We start from the raw sequence: 16,416 nt of genomic DNA, 5'->3' as shown, positions 1-16,416 counted from the left end.
TGTAAACAGTGTCGTTTCCGCGTAGGCGGAAATCCATCTTGCAACCAACGTCAGGAATTATCTTGAGAAATAGATTCCCGCCTTTGCGGGAACGACACGATAATAGATCTGTTTGAGTAATTGGTAAGTGATCCGCTGACTATATAAATAATGAGGGGATCCGTCGGACAAGCCGTGGGATGCAGAAGCCAGAAGAAGGCTTTGTTATCGAGATATTTAGATAAGTATGCAACAAGTCGGGGGGCGAAGGTAGCGAGTTAATTTTTTCTTAATCTTCATTTCTTATAATCATTATATATTTATAGTTCCATGGCTAATTTATAATGACACATAATGAATTTCTTGATTGGCTGGATGAGCTTGACAGGCTTAATCCAGAGCAGCCTAAACTGGCGGTTTTAATTGAAAGACTGAAAGGAGAAGCGTACAACCTCAACCAAGATCAAGTTATCGCGAACATTCAGGCTTTACTCAACCAGATAAGTACCTTTGACGAGAGTATTGTCTATCCTCGTGCTCATCCGGTAGGTCGGGTACTAAACACCTTTATCAGAGGAAGTGAAACAGAGCTTTTTTTTAGCACGAGAACAGCGGTTGCAGCCATTCAAAGAGTGCTAGACGCTTTGCCATCAAACAGCTCTCCAGAATCAATACAACGGTTTTATACCCGTGTAATGGATTGGAAACAGTTTGGTACTAAAGATAGGGAAAATGCTTTAAGTCAAGAAGAACAAGCCTATATCAAGGCAGATTTTAAAAACAGGGCAACTGAAAGTGTTAAACAGACGCTTGCCACTATTTATTCTGTAAATGATAAAGTTTCCAGAAGAGCCGCGCATGAGCGTTATATCTCTGCAACAGCTTCAAGCGTCAATACAGCCATCTCGACTCTGTATAATTATGTTCTGGAGCCTAATGAGCGGATCTCACCTGAGAGAACTCTTTCTCCTCAGGAACTGGCGCGGGCAACTACCCAAATTTCCATGACGTCATTAAACTTCTATGCTCATAAGCTGAGCCTGATTGATCAACACCAGCGCGAAGTAAATCAGCTTAGGAAAAGAGCGGAAATAATCAGCGATCTGGCTGAAAGTGGATACAGGAGCACGAAGGATGTGAATCGCTTTTTAGATCTTTTAGTGTCGATTCCAGATGAACATATCAGCTTCCTAAGCTATATGAAATCATATAAGAAAGCGATACATAGGGCTTCTAATACCAATGTGTTTGCACAGGAATTGGCAAGTAAGGAAATCAATCATCTGATAGATCGATGCCTTAAATATTTTGAGCAGCCACAGACTAAGGAAAATGTAAGACAATTCATGGAACAGGCTGATTTAGAAATCATTGGCATCTACAGCGCTTTCCAAGTACACAGCAAGCAGATTTTTAGTACTTCGGCTAGCGATAAAATTACTGCTTTGCTGCAGCTTGAGAGTGATACAACTTATTTTGTCCGAGTGTTATTTGCATTACAACAAACAATTGACCATAGCAAAGATCGAGCTACTCGACAAAGAATTTTCGATATGATTTTAGACGCTGGAGTTGCTTATCACGGTGATATAGAAAATCGCTGGTCAATTGATACCCTGGCAATTTGCCTTGCAGTTGTTAGTGTGGCCTTGAAGACGCCAGAAGAAGCCCAGCAAGTTATTGATTTCGCAGCCAGGATCAAACCTTTAATAAAGCTGCAGGAAGATAAAACCGACCTGGTTAGTCAGTTATTCAAACTTCAGCTGAAAATTGATAGCAGTAACTCTCCTCAGGAAAAACAAACGCAGCAAGAGATCTTTGATATTATTTTGGAAGAAAGTATTGCCTATTTTTCCAATCCTAAAACGCAATGCTCAAGGGACTTTTTTGAATATTACATCGAAATATGTGGAGTTGATCATTTCAAAACAGCCGATCAGGCTCGTCAATTTATGGCATTTGCTTCTGCCGTCACCAACGATGGCACTGCATTGTTCAAAGAGCTGGCCGATTTTCATTCGAAAATAATCAGTATGGAAAAGAAAAATCCGGTTGTTTATCAACCAGCCGTTGACACGGCTACGAAGCTACTGTTTGATCTTATGAAACGAAGCACGGAATTTCTCGCAAAACCAAAAACCAAACAACTTTGCAAAGATTATGAGAATGACTGTCAGGAAATTATCAACGCGGCTCTTCCTGTACTGAAGGAGCACCGCGGTGCAAAGAACGTTTTGGCCTGGGCTGCTTTAGTAATGAGTGTGGGCATTATACCGTTGGCTGTAGCCACGTTTAACAAACTTTTTTATGGGGAATTTAAGTTTTTCCCTCAGACAGCAACAGAAAAAAAGGTGGATGGTTTAGAAGCGGTGATTCATATTGTATCGGAACCTCCCGAGGAAAAGCCGGAGGGAACGGATAGTTCTGAACCGTTTCAGAGTCCATGAGCTCAGATTGATTGACATTTAATTTTTCATACTCAAATATTAAACAATAGTCAGCGGTTTAAAACAGGGAACGTATTATGACTAAGCGCAATCATTTTGACAGGGATCCCAAGCTCTACCGGCAGCATCGTCCCCAGTATCCCGATAGCCTGTATCAATTTCTTTGGGAACAAACACTCCATCACGATACAGTATGGGATTGCGCTACGGGCAATGGCCAGGCAGCGCTGCCCTGGCTCAATCGTTTCAAACAAATCATTGCGAGTGATATCAGCCAGTCGCAGTTGGATGAGGCTTTCAAACATCCGTCTGTTGATTATCGCTGCTGCTCAGCAGAGGACTCTGGTATCAAAGCGCAAAGCGTAGATTTAATCACCATTGCCCAAGCCTTACACTGGTTTAATTTTGACTTGTTTTATCAAGAGGTCAGACGAGTAGCCAAACCTTCGGCCCTGATTGCCGCCTGGTGCTATTCGTTGGGACGCTTCGATTGCAACCTGGATACCATTGTCTGGAATTTGTATGAAAATATTCTGGGCGACAACTATTGGCCCCGTGAACGTCGTTATATTGATAACCGTTATACAGATATTCCTTTTCCTTTTGAAAAAATTGAAAGCCCTTTGTTTTTTATCGAAAAAGAATTTAATCTTGATGATTTTAAAGGTTATTTGAATACCTGGTCTGCTGTGAAAGAATACCAGCTTCAAAATCAAACCAATCCAGTTGAATTAATTTCCGATGAATTAACACTGGCATGGGGCGCAGCTGATCAAATCCGCAAAATGCAATGGCCTATTCATCTGCTGGTGGGGCGGATAGATGAATAAGCCAACTACGCTGAGATTAACGAAAACCTTCCAGTACAATTTTTCCAACGGATTTTCCACTTTCAAGTAAGCTGTGAGCTTGTTGCAGATTGGCTGCAGTGATTTTACCCAGATTTTCATTCAATGTGGTTTTGATCGTACCTGCATCAACCATTTTAGCCACATCGCTAAGAATCTGGTGCTGTTTTATCATATCAGGAGTTTTGAACATGGATCGTGTGTACATCATTTCCCAGTGAATGGAAATACTTTTTAGTTTGAACAATTTGATATCAAGAGACTCCGGATTATCGATGAGCGCGAATTTACCCTGAGGTTTAAGGCATTTTATAAGCTCGGCTGCATGCTCATCGGTGTGGGTGAGACTAATCACATAATCGACTTCACTTATCCCCAGTTGCTGCAATTGCTCTGATAGCGATTGCTGGTGCGAAATGACATGATGGGCGCCGTTTGCTTTAATCCATTGCGAGGACTCAGGGCGTGAGGCAGTGCCAATAATGGTGAGAGAAGTTAACTGTCTTGCTAACTGCACAAGAATGGACCCGACACCGCCTGCCGCTCCAGTAATAAGCAGAGTGCCTGCATCTGCCTTATCAATTTGCAGACGATCAAAAAGCAGTTCCCATGCTGTGAGTGTAGTAAGCGGCATCGCAGCGGCTTCCGCATTGGAGAGGCTATGTGGTTTTAATGCGGCAATACGTTCATCAATCAAATGAAACTCTGAGTTACATCCCGGGCGGGTTAAATCACCGGCATACCAGACTGTATCTCCTTTTTTAAATAAGCTGACTTTACTGCCGATATCTTTCACTATACCGACTGCATCCCAGCCTAGAATTTTATAGGGGCTGTTTTCGGGTTGAGTCCTTGAGCGTACTTTTGTATCAATAGGATTCACGGCTATCGCCTGAACTTCAACCAATAAGTCATGTTCCATCATTTCTGGCATTGGCAGCTCAATTTCCTCGAGAACATCTGCCACACCTGCTTGTTTATAACCAATCGCTTTCATAAATTGTCCTTAATAATAAAAGTTTGATTATACTTCAAATAGGATGAACTGAGAGGATGTAATATGAAAAAATGGATACTGCTGATTGGTTTATACTTATCAGGCCAATCGTATGCTGCAGTTTATGATTCCCCTGAAATATTCATGAATGTAGATATAAACCACCCTCATTTTTCGATTAGTTTGCCCTCTAATCCAACCACAGGCTATAGCTGGACCCTGAAAAAATATAATGACAAATTGTATGAACTGATGACGCATCAATTTCATCCCAGCAAACCCAAATTAATCGGAGCAGGGGGGAAAACTGTATTTGTTTTTGAGGTGTTAAAAGGAGTGACTCTTCCTAAGAGAAGCACCTTTGAATTTTTTTATGCTCGCCCGTGGGAACCTCAGAATGGAAGAACGCAAAAAGTGATCATTACATTTCAAAAAGGATTGAATACCGCTCCGCCTGTGCTGGAGCAGTAAAACCTGTTGGTTTAAAATCAACCCTCACCCTAACCCTCTCCCAGCTTGGGCGAGGGGATTTTCTCTTTAAATAAATTTTTCCTACAGTCCTCTCTCCCTCAGGGAGAGAGTTAGAGAGAGGGTTGATTTTTAAACATTATGCCTTGCGTCGAAAGGGCAAATACCGTGCTTCCCAGAACCGATCATTAATCAGCTTGACCAGATTTTCATTCTGATTGGTCTGTGCCAGTCCTTCCTCAATCGCGGCCTTCGCAACGCTTACAGCAATTTGTCTGGCAACCAGTTGTGCGTCATTCAATGAGGGCAGAAGCGGCAGAAAACTGTCTTTACGGCTAGGTGAAAACTCACTTAAGGTTTTTGCAGCAGCCCAAATCATTTTTTTGGAAAGACGAGTTGCCTGTACAGTTAATATGCCCAACCCAATGCCTGGAAATACCAGTGCATTGTTGCATTGCGCGATATCAATCAGGCGATTTTGATATTCTACCGCTGGAAAAGAAGTGCCGGTAGCGACTAGTGCCCGTCCTTGGCTCCACTGCAAAATATCGGCGGGTTGCGCTTCGCATTTTTCATCGGGATTGGATAAGGGGAAAATAATTGGGCGATCACAGGCTTGCGACATCGTCTCAATGATATCCTGTGAAAAAGCGCCTGGTTGTGCAGAGCAGCCGATTAAAATGGTTGGTTGTACATGGCGTACAGTATCCGTTAATGATGGATTTGAACCATTTAATGACCAGGATTGGATTTCACTGCGCAAACGTGCATAAGGCTGTTGGGCTTCAGTGAGATCCGAATCATCATTTATCAGTAAGCCCTGGCGGTCTATCAGCCAGAAGCGCTGATAAGCTTCTTCCTCAGTTAAACCTTGCTGGATTAGCGCATCAACGATCTGATCGCTTATACCTGTGCCTGCCGAGCCTGCTCCGAATACTACAATCCGGTGTTCAGAAAGCTTCTGACCGCTTACATCGGAGGCTGCCAGTAAAGCTGCCAGAGTAACAGCACCCGTCCCCTGTATGTCATCATTAAAAGTACAAAGCTCATCCTGAAACCGTTCCAGAATCCGTCTGGCATTGCCGCGTCCAAAATCTTCCCAATGTAAAAATGCGTTTGGAAAATGCTTATGCACCGTTTTAACAAAGGCATTAATGAAGTGATCATAGTCCGCAGCGGGAATGCGTGGATGACGACAGCCTAAATAAAATGGGTCATTCAGCAGTTCCTGATTATTGGTTCCCACATCAAGGAACACCGGCAGGGTACGGCTGGGATCAATTCCTCCGCACAGGGTATAAACCATCAGTTTGGCCACCGGAATATCCATACCGCCAATTCCCTGATCCCCAATGCCGAGTACACCTTCGCCATCGGTTACGACAATTAAGTCAATTTCAGGATTGGAGCGATTATTAAAAATTTCATCCAGTTGGTTTTTGTCCGAATGTGCAATGTACAAGCCTCTTGGCTGGCGATACTCATGGCTAAAACGCTTGACCGCCGTGCCTACGATGGGGGTGTAGATCGTAGGAAGCATTTCCCCGAGATGCCTGCTTAACAATTTATAAAAAAGGGTTTGATTTTTGTCATGCAGATTATTCAGATAGATATTTTGCTGGAGCCGGGTTTGATAACTTGAATACTGCAAATAGGCGCGCTTGACCTGTTCGTCCAGGGTTTCTACTCGATGCGGCAGTTTTCCCAATAAACCAAAGGCACGACGTTCCTCCTGAGTAAAGGCGGTTCCCTTGTTTAATTGCGGCAGAGTCAGTAAAGCTTTACCTGTGATAGACGTTTCAATATATATCTCATCGGTTTGTTTATCGCGAACAACACTAAAATCCAGCATAAATAGAATCTGTTGATTAGAAAGCTGACAACGATACCCAATTGCTGGCATTTATTCAATGAACAAAATAGCAATTAATGGATATTCTGAGCAAGATTTGGATGGTGAAGCTATTCCTGGCAATATAAACATCGTGGCATAAGTATTTGACTAATGATAACATGCAGGTTTTCAGTATTTTGTGAAGAGGTTGGGATGATAAAACATTTTGTCTGGGGGATGGCCGTTCTTCTCTCAACAAGCTGCTCTGCCCGAGACGAAAATTATTATCGACTAAATCCAGAGAAGGTTGAGCAGGCTTTAAAAAACTGTCCGGCGGCAAGCCCCGGCAAAATCAGCTGTAATGAGCTGAAAGCTTTGTCTGCCCGCCAAAATCAACTGGCTTATGAGCTACAATTAAGTCCACAGGGTTTTGGGCAGCGAATTTTGTCCTTGCAAATGAAGCTGGCCGGACAAAAACTGGAGCTGAAAGAAAACGCCAATCAGACTGAGTTACGGGAAATCATTGATCAGAATGAGCGGCAGCTGGCTGAATATCTGGCAATCGTAAAATGGTTAGAGTCTCCTGAGAGTTGATGAATGAGAATATTAGTAAGTAATGATGATGGTGTTTCTGCGCCTGGTATAAGAGCTTTGGCAAATGAAATGTCGACATTAGGCGAGGTCAGTGTGGTCGCTCCTGATCGCAATCGCAGCGGTGCCAGCAATTCCTTAACCCTGACTCGTCCGTTACGGATAAGACAAATGGATAATGGCTATTATAGTGTCGATGGGACACCGACTGACTGTGTGCATCTGGCTCTTACAGGATTTCTCGAACCAACGGTCGATTTGGTTGTTTCCGGTATTAATGATGGCGCAAATCTGGGTGATGATATTCTGTATTCAGGAACAGTGGCCGCTGCTATGGAGGGCCGATACCTTGGTTTGCCGGCTATCGCGTTTTCTATGGCGGGTGAAAACATTCAGCATTATGATTCTGCGGCAAATATTGCAAAGCAGCTTGTTTTGAACATGCACACTAATATGCTGCCTTCGCAAACGATTTTAAATGTAAATATCCCCGATCTACCCTTAAACCAAATTAAAGGATTTGAGGTGACGCGTTTAGGTACACGCCATTGTGCTGAACCTACGATTACCGAGCTTGATCCCCGAGGCCGGCCGATTTATTGGGTAGGACCCTCAGGCTCTCAGGCTGATGCTGGGCCGGGAACAGATTTTTATGCAATCGCAAGGCAATACGTTTCAATTACTCCCTTGCATCTTGACATGACCCACTATAAGGTTTTTGATCAATTATCAACATGGGTGGATAAGTTAAATTGGGAATAATGAAAATCTTCAGTTTTCTGTATGATAAAACGGTGCAGTGGTCCGGTCATGCGCATGCGCCTTATTATCTGGCAGGTGTATCGTTTGCGGAATCTTCTTTTTTCCCTATCCCGCCTGATGTCATGCTTATTAGTATGGGCCTGGCAAATCCCAGACGTTCCTGGCAATATGCTTTTATCACCACGCTTTTTTCGGTGCTTGGTGGAATTTTTGGCTATTTGATTGGTTATTTTTTTATCGAAGCGATACTACCCTGGATTGAAAGCTCTTCCTGGAGTGATAATTACCATTTGATTCAGCAATGGTTTACCCAGCATGGTATTCTGGTTATTTTTATAGCGGGTTTTTCACCCATTCCCTATAAATTGTTTACGATTGCGGCAGGTGCTATGAGCATGGCTTTTTTGCCCTTTGTTTTTGCTTCGATTCTGGGAAGAGGGCTGCGATTTTTTCTGGTTTCAGGCATTATGTATTTTTATGGTCATAAGCTTCATAATAATTTGCGGCAATATGTCGATATAATTGGCTGGAGTGTGCTGGCCCTGTTAGTATTGATCCTTTTAATAATGAAATTTGTTGCATGAGACAGACTATGCCTGCTTTATTTCTCCTGCTTTTAATTTCCTTTTTATCCGGTTGTGCGGTAAATCCGCGGCCGGTACCTGTTGAGGATATTCGTTCCCGGTGGGAGCTTAGCCATAAAACTATCCATGTAGTTCAGCCTGGCGACACCTTGTACGCAATAGCTTTTCGTTACGACCGGGATGTGCGTCAGCTGGCAGCCTATAATCATCTACGTATTCCATATTCTGTTCGCGCAGGTCAAACCATCCGTTTAAGCCCTAACGCACAAATCAGGACAGGCAGCAGCGTCAAACCTGCTCCACAACACTATGAAAAACCCTTTAAAACGGCAAAAACGCCACAATATATTCAAAAGAAACCAAATTCTGCCGTTGTTCCTCAACCTGTTCCCGCTCAGTACGTCGGTGGTCAATGGAGATGGCCTGCTCCAGGTCGTGTGGTTACAACATTTAATCCTGGGCAAGGAAAAAAAGGCATAGATATTGCTGGTAGTAAAGGGGCGGCAGTGTATGCTGCGGCAGATGGAGTGGTTGCTTATTCCGGGAATGGCCTCTCTGGTTATGGTAATTTAATTATCATAAAGCACAATGGCCAGTTTTTAACTGCCTATGCCAATAATTTAAAAAATAAGGTACAAGAGGGGCAAAAGGTTAAAGCGGGACAGATTATTGCCGAAATGGGAATTATAGACAGGCAGTTTTGGGGCGTTCATTTTGAAATTAGAAAATCAGGTCAACCTGTAAATCCAATGCTGTATTTGCAAAAAAGATAATACTGACCTAATTTATATAATTCAGTGGCTAATTTCAAATGAGACTGTGTTTTTTTCAGGCTGATATAAACACAAAAGGTGACAATCATGCAAGCCGAAGATGAATCAATAAAAGAACCAGAGATCGCAGAGACTGAATGGGAAGATCCTGTCGAGGAAGATTCATTGCTGTTGGAAGAGGAAACCTTGGCTACTGAGGATAATGAGCCTGATTTTACTGATGAAGAGATTTTCCCTACCTACCAGCGAGGTAGACAGACCTCCAAAGCAATGGATGCTACTCAACTCTATTTAAGTGAAATAGGTTTCTCGCCATTACTTTCCGCCGAGGAAGAAGTTCATTATGCTCGCCTGGCATTGAAAGGGGATGTTGCAGCGCGTAAAAAAATGATCGAATCCAACCTTCGTCTGGTGGTTAAAATTTCCAGACGCTATCTTAATCGTGGACTGCCTTTACTGGATTTAATTGAAGAGGGAAATCTGGGATTAATGAAATCCGTTGAAAAATTTGATCCGGACAGAGGGTTTCGATTTTCAACCTACGCTACCTGGTGGATTAGACAAACGATTGAACGAGCAATTATGAACCAGACTCGAACGATTCGTTTACCAATTCATGTGGTTAAAGAACTAAATGTTTACTTACGCGCAGCCAGACAACTGACGCAAAAGCTCGATCATGAGCCCTCTGCGGAAGAAATTGCCGAGATGGTGGACAAGCCTCTTGAGGACGTTGAAAAGTTACTGGGATTAAATGATAAGGTTGCATCAGTAGATACACCTATCGGCTATGACGATAATAAATCCTTGCTTGATACAATAGCTGATGAGAATAGTGTGAATCCGGCTGAATTGCTTACTGATGAAAATCTGCGAGCTCACATTGAATCCTTACTGGATAAGCTAACAGATAATCAGCAGCAGGTCATTGCCCGACGCTTTGGTCTTCGTGGGTTTGAAAAAGCGACGCTCGAAGATGTAGGTAAGGAGATCGACCTTACTCGTGAACGGGTTCGCCAAATCCAGGTGGAGGCTCTGAAAACCTTGAGAGGATTATTGGAAAAAGTGGGGTTAACTCAAGAGGATCTTTTTTAACTATACCCAAGCAACTTCAAAAATAGCATTTTAAAGTTGCCTGGGTATATACTGTATTTAGGAAGATCCGCATGCAGGTAAAGTATTATGATAAGGGATTTAAATTGGTTCCAGGAAGGCCCTTTGCCTGCGGATACTATTTATGGCAGCTATGATCCCAAACTGGTTGTTCTTTCATATATTATTGCTGTTCTGGCTTCTTATGTCGCCCTTGATTTCGCAGGGCGGCTAAGAGCAGAAAAAAATTCACGCGACAAAATATACTGGCTTCTGGGCGGCGCTTTTGCAATGGGAGCTGGTATATGGTCCATGCATTTCATCGGTATGCTTTCGTTTATTATGCCGATGGCAATGGGATACGATGTCTTCTGGACTGTTTTCTCCCTTCTCCTGGCCATCGCTGTCTCCTTCTTCGCCTTATTTATATTAAGGGCGGATAATCATTCTGTTCCAAATCTTATCGCCGGTGGGATTGTAATAGGTCTGGGAATTGCAGGAATGCATTATGCAGGCATGGAAGGAATGCGGGTGCATGTTCAAATCCACTATATAATGCCCACGTTTTTCCTCTCCATTCTGATTGCTATTCTGGCTTCAGAAGCGGCACTTTGGCTTGCTCTGGAAAGTAATCGAGGATCATCGCGAAAGCAGTTTTATACTAAAATGCTAAGTGCTTTAGTAATGGGAATCGCGATTTGCGGTATGCATTATACAGGCATGGCGGCAGCCGTATTTACGCCACTGGCAGCACATGGCCCGCATATTGAAACGGTTAATCAGGATTTCCTTGCTTTTTTTGTAGCAGGTATCACCGGTCTTATCATAAGTCTTGCCTTGATGGTTTCTACTTATTATAAACAGATGCTTAAAGTCGTGCAGAATGAGCGTGAGTTTGTAGACGCTATTCTGAATAACCTTGATGACGGAATCATTGCCTGTAATACGAGCGGGATCATTACTGTTTACAATAAAGCACTGAAAAAAAACTATCAGCACAGTTCACACGTTGCCGGCTTAAAATTATCTGATTACTTACATTTTGAATCATTAGACAATCAAAGAATCAATGACAATCAGTCGCCCTTGATTCGTGCTCTGCGCGGCGAAAAGATTCATGGTATGGAGTTGTTAATACAATTTAACAGTGGTGAGCGTCGAAATGTGATGGTAGATGGCCAGGCGATAAAGAGCGCCGATGATTCCACAATGGGTGCGGTAATTGCTATTCATGATATTACTGATTTAAAAGAAACAGAAAAAATGAAAAGAGAATTTGTTTCAGTGGTCAGCCATGAGTTACGAACCCCCCTTACATCTATCCGGGGGGCGCTCGGTCTGCTTTTAGGGGGGGCTGTAGGCAGTTTTACGGAAAAAGCGCAACGCCTGCTTGATATCGCCAATAAAAATTGCGAGCGTTTGTTATTATTAATCAATGATATTCTGGACATGGAAAAAATCCAGGCGGGTAAAATGGATTTCAAAATAACAAAAATAAATCTATCCAGTCTAATACAGGATTCGATTCAAGCGATAAAAATGTATGGTGAAAAATACAATGTGTCAGTTCGCTTTGAAAAATCACTGCCAGATATTATCGTACAGGTTGACCCGGATCGTTTGATGCAGGTTATCGCCAATTTATTATCCAACGCCATTAAGTTTTCACCATCAGGAAGTGAAGTCACGATTTCCATGAAACAGCAGGGAAATCAGGTTCGTGTGATTATTACCGATTGCGGCTCAGGGATCCCACCGGAGTTTCAACCGCGTATTTTCCAGCAATTCAGTCAGGCCGACTCCTCCTCAACGCGCGGAAAAGGTGGAACCGGGTTAGGTCTGAGTATAAGTAAAGCAATTATTGATAAAATGGGTGGCCACATTAATTTCACAAGTCAGCCGGGAGTAGGCAGCCAATTTTATTTTGATTTGACTACATGTTCTGAAGCACAGGAACAAACGGCGCCTCCAATTATTAATCAAAATCGCGACAGATTTTTAATATGTGAAGACGATCCGGATCAGTCCAAATTTCTCGCGCTATTAATGGAAGGTGCCGGGTTTGCTGTGGATATTGTAGATTCAGTGGCTGAGGCAAAAAAATATCTGAACACAACAAAATACAAGGCCATTTTGCTGGATCTCATTTTACCTGATCAGGATGGAATCAGCTTTATCAGAGAATTACGAAACTCTGAAAAAACAAGAGAGCTGCCTGTAATTGTACTTTCCGTTATTGCTGAAACAGGGCATTCAATTATTAATGGTGATGCCATTTCAGTAATTGACTGGTTAGACAAACCTATCAATTTTGACAAATTATTATTATCTATTGGGAAAATTAAAGAAAAAAATAAAGACAGGATCCCGCTTATTTTACATGTTGAAGATGATATCGACATGCAGAAAGTCGTTCGAACTGTGTTAGAAACAGAAGCAAGCTTAACCTCTGTCTCCACATTGCATGAAGCAAAAGAAGTCTTGGAAAAGCAGCAGTTTGATCTGATTATTCTTGATTTGCTTTTACCGGATGGCAGCGGTACTCAGCTTCTGCCTGTATTGGCTGAGAAGAAATTCCCGGTGATTGTTTATTCAAATACGGAGCTGGATCAGGAGTATTCCAAGTATGTAGTTGATGCTTTGGTTAAAGCAAAAACGACTAATGATGATCTTTTAAACAAGATTAAGCATTTGTTTAATGAACAGCAGGGAGGCCATTATGCCTGATAAAGAATTGTCGAGCATTCTGTATGCGGAGGATGAGGCCGATATTCGTGAGATTGCTCAGGTTGCACTTGAGGATTTGGGAAATTTTAAAGTCATTTTTTGCCATGATGGCTATGAGGTCATTGAGGCGGCAAAAGGCATTATTCCCGATCTTGTTTTATTAGATGTGATGATGCCAGGAATGGATGGTCCGTCTACGCTGATTGAATTGAGGAAATTACCGAGGTACACAGATATTCCAGCTATATTTATGACCGCAAAAATACAGCCGGAAGAGGTTGAACAGTATAAATCGCTAGGCGCTGTAGACGTCATTGCCAAGCCATTTGATCCGATGACCTTAGCCAGCGATATAAGAGCGATCTGGGATCAATTATGAAAGCTGAGGTTAAGGAAAAACTCCAGGCTTTATATACTGATTATGCCAGGGGCTTGCCAGATAAACTACAGTCTATAAAGGCTGAGTGGTTAAACCTTAAAGCGCATTGGGATAAGAACAGATTTCAGGATTTTCATAGAACACTGCACAGCCTTTGTGGTTCTGCAGGCACTTATGGTTATGACTCGCTTTCAAAAGCTGCAAGAAAGATTGAAATTTTCTTAAAATCAAAAACCAGTCAGGAATTTCTTTCCAGGGAAGACATGGATGAAATCTCCTCTCTGCTTGACAACCTGGAGGCTTCATTCAAACCAGCTCAATCACAAACTACCATTTCTGAAGATTTTTTTACTAGCAATGGAAAAATTTTACTGGTAGATAATGATAAGCGATTCATTCAGGAGTTAAATAGTAATTTGCAAGAGTCAGGTTATCAGGTTCATGTTATTTCCTGCGAGGAAAATATTAGAGAAGCTTTTTTTGAGATCTCTCCAGCAGCATTAATTGTAGATGTCGAAAACATCAGCCAATCGACGTCAGATTTCTTATTTGAAATTTATAATAAGGAGAAGCTATCAACTCCCTTGTTCTGTATGGCATATAGTGCCGATATTCTCACCAGGCTGAAAGCGATTCGTCTGGGTAGCAGTGCCTTTTTCCAAAAACCAATGGAATCCATTTATCTGACTCGGAAACTTGATCAGTTCTGTGCCAGCATGCCGGGTGAGCCTTATCGGGTATTGATAATCGACGATTCTCTGTCGCTGGCTGAATATTACGCGCTTATTCTTAAAGAAGCCGGCCTTATTGCGAGATACATTACGAATCCTTTGCTTCTGATTGAAACGCTTGGAGATTTTCAACCTGATTTACTGCTAATGGATCTGTATATGCCAGAATGTTCTGGCCTGGAGCTGGCAATTGTACTTCGACAAGAGCCCCAGTATACAGGGCTGCCGATTATATTTCTGTCAACTGAAGACGACAGATTAAAACAATTATCAGCCTTGAATCTTGGTGGAGATGATTTTCTTGTGAAACCAATTGTTCCCCAGCATTTAATCAAAACCGTATTTTCCAGAGCGAAGCGAGCGGAGATTTTAAACTCATTTATGACCAAGGACAGCTTAAGCGGATTGTATAATCATACTAATATATTACAGCGCCTTGACCTGGAAATCGCTCGTGCCAGCAGACAAAATGAGCAACTGTCATTTATCATGGTTGACATTGACCACTTCAAATTGGTTAATGATAATTATGGTCATCCTACTGGCGATAATATAATTAGAAAAATTTCTTCCATGCTTTTACTGTGTTTTCGTAAGACAGATATTATTGGACGATACGGGGGAGAGGAATTTGCTGTAGTGATGCCCAACACCAGCCCTGAGGACGCTTTTCGGGTGATAGAAAATTTTCGGATTAAATTTTCAAGGTTCAGTTTCCAATGCAATGGGCAAACCTTTTCAGTCACCATCAGTGCCGGTTTATCCAGCTTTCCGGCTATTCAGGACGTAAGCAGCCTCGTCTCCGCTGCAGATCAGGCTTTGTACGAGGCTAAAAATCATGGACGAAATCAGGTTATAATTGCTGACGGTGGTATTTAATCATCGATCGATGCTGCGAACAGGAAAGTTCTTCCAGCAATCCGTGTAATCCTTTTGTCTGGATGAATGCCTCATTGCCGCTTCGCTGACCTGCCATATCTCACGGGTCTCAAACATAAATGCCAGGGTATTTTCATAACGTACCGGCTTAAGATCCGCAGAAACCGCCTGCTCATAGCTTTCAATATCTGGGCCGTGACCACTCATACAATTATGAATGCTGACGCCTCCCGGTAAAAAGCCAGATTTTTTCGCATCATATTCTCCCCGAATCAGGCCCATTAATTCATTCATAATATTACGATGAAAATAGGGGGGGCGAAAACTGTGCTCTGCCACCATCCATCTCGGTGGAAAAATAACGAAGTCGAGATTAGCCACACCTGCTGTTTCACTTTCAGAAGTCAGAACAGTAAATATTGAGGGATCGGGATGATCAAAGCTTACCGTGTTAATAGTGTTAAACAGGGATAAATCGTAGCAATAGGGTGCCAGGTTGCCATGCCAGGCAACCACATTCAAAGGAGATGTGTCACTTTGAGCTGCCCATAAGCGCTGTTGTGATTTACAAACCAGCGTAACTTCTCGGCTTAGCGATTCAAAAGCTGCCACGGGATAGAGAAAATGCCTGGGGTTGGCCAGGGAGTTAGCGCCAATGACTCCTAAAGGCGGGAGTGTAAGAGGAGAGCCTCCATTTTCGCACAAATAGCCGCTTGCTGATGCGCCATTTAATTCCACGCGAAATTTAACTCCTCTGGGAATTACAGCAATTTGCCCTGGTTTGATTTTCAGATGACCAAACTCGGTGAGCAAAGACAATTCGCCTTCATAAGGGACGAACAATAATTCACCGTCAAAATTGCTAAAATAACGATGTACCATCGATTGATTGCACTGATAAATATAAGCCCGGATTAGATTGCTTCCTGCAATAGGGAATAATCCATCGATAAAATCCACTGAATTCTGAGGTGAGGGCAATGGCGACCAGCGGTAGGGATTAGGGGCCTGATATTCGAGCAAATCATTAAACTGAGCGCCTTCATAGGGAACATAATCCTGCTGTTTAACCGACGGAGCTGTTTTATAAAGCCAGCTGTGCAAATTTGCTGCACGCGCTTTGGTAAATGCAGAGCCGCTCAATTGCTCAGCATAAAGCCCATAAGCGCATTCCTGGGGAGAGTTCTGATTTTTGGGTAGTGCCCCTGCTATCGCTTCTGTCTGATGATGATTGCCAAATCCGGACAAATACACCGCAATTCTCCCTGAAGTTAGTTATTTTCTAGAATATCTCGATCGATTCAGCCTGTCGAGAACATAATTCT

General features: G+C 42.6%; 14 protein-coding genes. 11 read left to right on the top strand and 3 right to left on the bottom strand.

From position 1 onward, the window contains the following. Positions 1-323: 323 nt before the first annotated feature. Entirely contained in the window at positions 324-2,426 is a 2,103-nt protein-coding gene (locus LXA66_RS02955) for a hypothetical protein (RefSeq protein WP_233011845.1), read from the top strand. Between the two features lie 77 nt (positions 2,427-2,503). Then, positions 2,504-3,256 (top strand): class I SAM-dependent methyltransferase, encoded by a 753-nt coding sequence (locus LXA66_RS02950; RefSeq protein WP_233011844.1) that lies wholly within the window; start codon positions 2,504-2,506, stop codon positions 3,254-3,256. Positions 3,257-3,272: 16 nt separating this feature from the next. On the opposite strand, the gene LXA66_RS02945 is transcribed toward LXA66_RS02950, so the two are convergent. Next, positions 3,273-4,271 (bottom strand): zinc-binding alcohol dehydrogenase family protein, encoded by a 999-nt coding sequence (locus tag LXA66_RS02945; RefSeq protein WP_233011843.1) that lies wholly within the window; start codon positions 4,269-4,271, stop codon positions 3,273-3,275. A gap of 63 nt (positions 4,272-4,334) precedes the next feature. Here LXA66_RS02945 and LXA66_RS02940 point away from each other — a divergent pair, with 63 nt between their 5' ends. Further along, on the top strand, positions 4,335-4,742 hold the full coding sequence (locus LXA66_RS02940) for a protease inhibitor I42 family protein (protein WP_233011842.1): 408 nt from the start codon (positions 4,335-4,337) through the stop codon (positions 4,740-4,742). A 136-nt stretch (positions 4,743-4,878) separates the two neighbouring features. On the opposite strand, the gene LXA66_RS02935 is transcribed toward LXA66_RS02940, so the two are convergent. Then, complete coding sequence (locus LXA66_RS02935; protein ID WP_233012056.1) at positions 4,879-6,591, bottom strand: NAD-dependent malic enzyme; 1,713 nt, start codon at positions 6,589-6,591, stop codon at positions 4,879-4,881. Between the two features lie 195 nt (positions 6,592-6,786). Here LXA66_RS02935 and LXA66_RS02930 point away from each other — a divergent pair, with 195 nt between their 5' ends. From LXA66_RS02930 to LXA66_RS02895, 8 genes are all read left to right on the top strand, one after another. Further along, the gene (locus LXA66_RS02930; RefSeq protein ID WP_233011841.1) at positions 6,787-7,167 is read left to right on the top strand and encodes a hypothetical protein; all 381 of its coding nucleotides are present in this window, start codon (positions 6,787-6,789) and stop codon (positions 7,165-7,167) included. Between the two features lie 3 nt (positions 7,168-7,170). Then, the gene (surE, locus tag LXA66_RS02925; RefSeq protein ID WP_058507473.1) at positions 7,171-7,926 is read left to right on the top strand and encodes a 5'/3'-nucleotidase SurE; all 756 of its coding nucleotides are present in this window, start codon (positions 7,171-7,173) and stop codon (positions 7,924-7,926) included. Next, positions 7,926-8,510, top strand: a complete 585-nt coding sequence (locus LXA66_RS02920; protein WP_233011840.1) for a YqaA family protein — start codon at positions 7,926-7,928, stop codon at positions 8,508-8,510. Before surE ends, LXA66_RS02920 begins: the two co-directional genes overlap by 1 nt. Before the next feature lie 8 nt (positions 8,511-8,518). Beyond that, positions 8,519-9,283, top strand: coding sequence for a peptidoglycan DD-metalloendopeptidase family protein (locus tag LXA66_RS02915; protein ID WP_233011839.1), 765 nt, complete (start codon positions 8,519-8,521; stop codon positions 9,281-9,283). 87 nt (positions 9,284-9,370) lie between these two features. Further along, complete coding sequence (gene rpoS / locus LXA66_RS02910) at positions 9,371-10,378, top strand: RNA polymerase sigma factor RpoS (protein ID WP_133140880.1); 1,008 nt, start codon at positions 9,371-9,373, stop codon at positions 10,376-10,378. 87 nt (positions 10,379-10,465) lie between these two features. Next, a complete protein-coding gene (locus tag LXA66_RS02905) occupies positions 10,466-13,102 on the top strand; it encodes an MHYT domain-containing protein (RefSeq protein ID WP_233011838.1) in 2,637 nt (878 codons plus the stop codon). Continuing rightward, positions 13,095-13,481, top strand: coding sequence for a response regulator (locus LXA66_RS02900; protein ID WP_233011837.1), 387 nt, complete (start codon positions 13,095-13,097; stop codon positions 13,479-13,481). The genes LXA66_RS02905 and LXA66_RS02900 overlap by 8 nt, the downstream gene beginning before the upstream one ends. Continuing rightward, on the top strand, positions 13,478-15,091 hold the full coding sequence (locus LXA66_RS02895) for a diguanylate cyclase (RefSeq protein WP_233011836.1): 1,614 nt from the start codon (positions 13,478-13,480) through the stop codon (positions 15,089-15,091). The genes LXA66_RS02900 and LXA66_RS02895 overlap by 4 nt, the downstream gene beginning before the upstream one ends. Here the strand turns inward: LXA66_RS02895 and hmgA are convergent, their stop codons facing one another. After that, positions 15,092-16,345: a homogentisate 1,2-dioxygenase gene (hmgA, locus tag LXA66_RS02890; protein WP_233011835.1), complete on the bottom strand. Its 1,254-nt coding sequence runs from the start codon at positions 16,343-16,345 to the stop codon at positions 15,092-15,094. It lies immediately after the preceding gene. Positions 16,346-16,416 lie beyond the last annotated feature (71 nt).

It is taken from the genome of Legionella sp. 16cNR16C (genome assembly GCF_021297775.1).
Classification (GTDB): Bacteria; Pseudomonadota; Gammaproteobacteria; order Legionellales; family Legionellaceae; genus Legionella_C; species Legionella_C quinlivanii_A.
The sequence above is the reverse complement of the archived record's forward strand: the minus strand, read 5'-3'. Positions and strand labels throughout refer to the sequence as shown.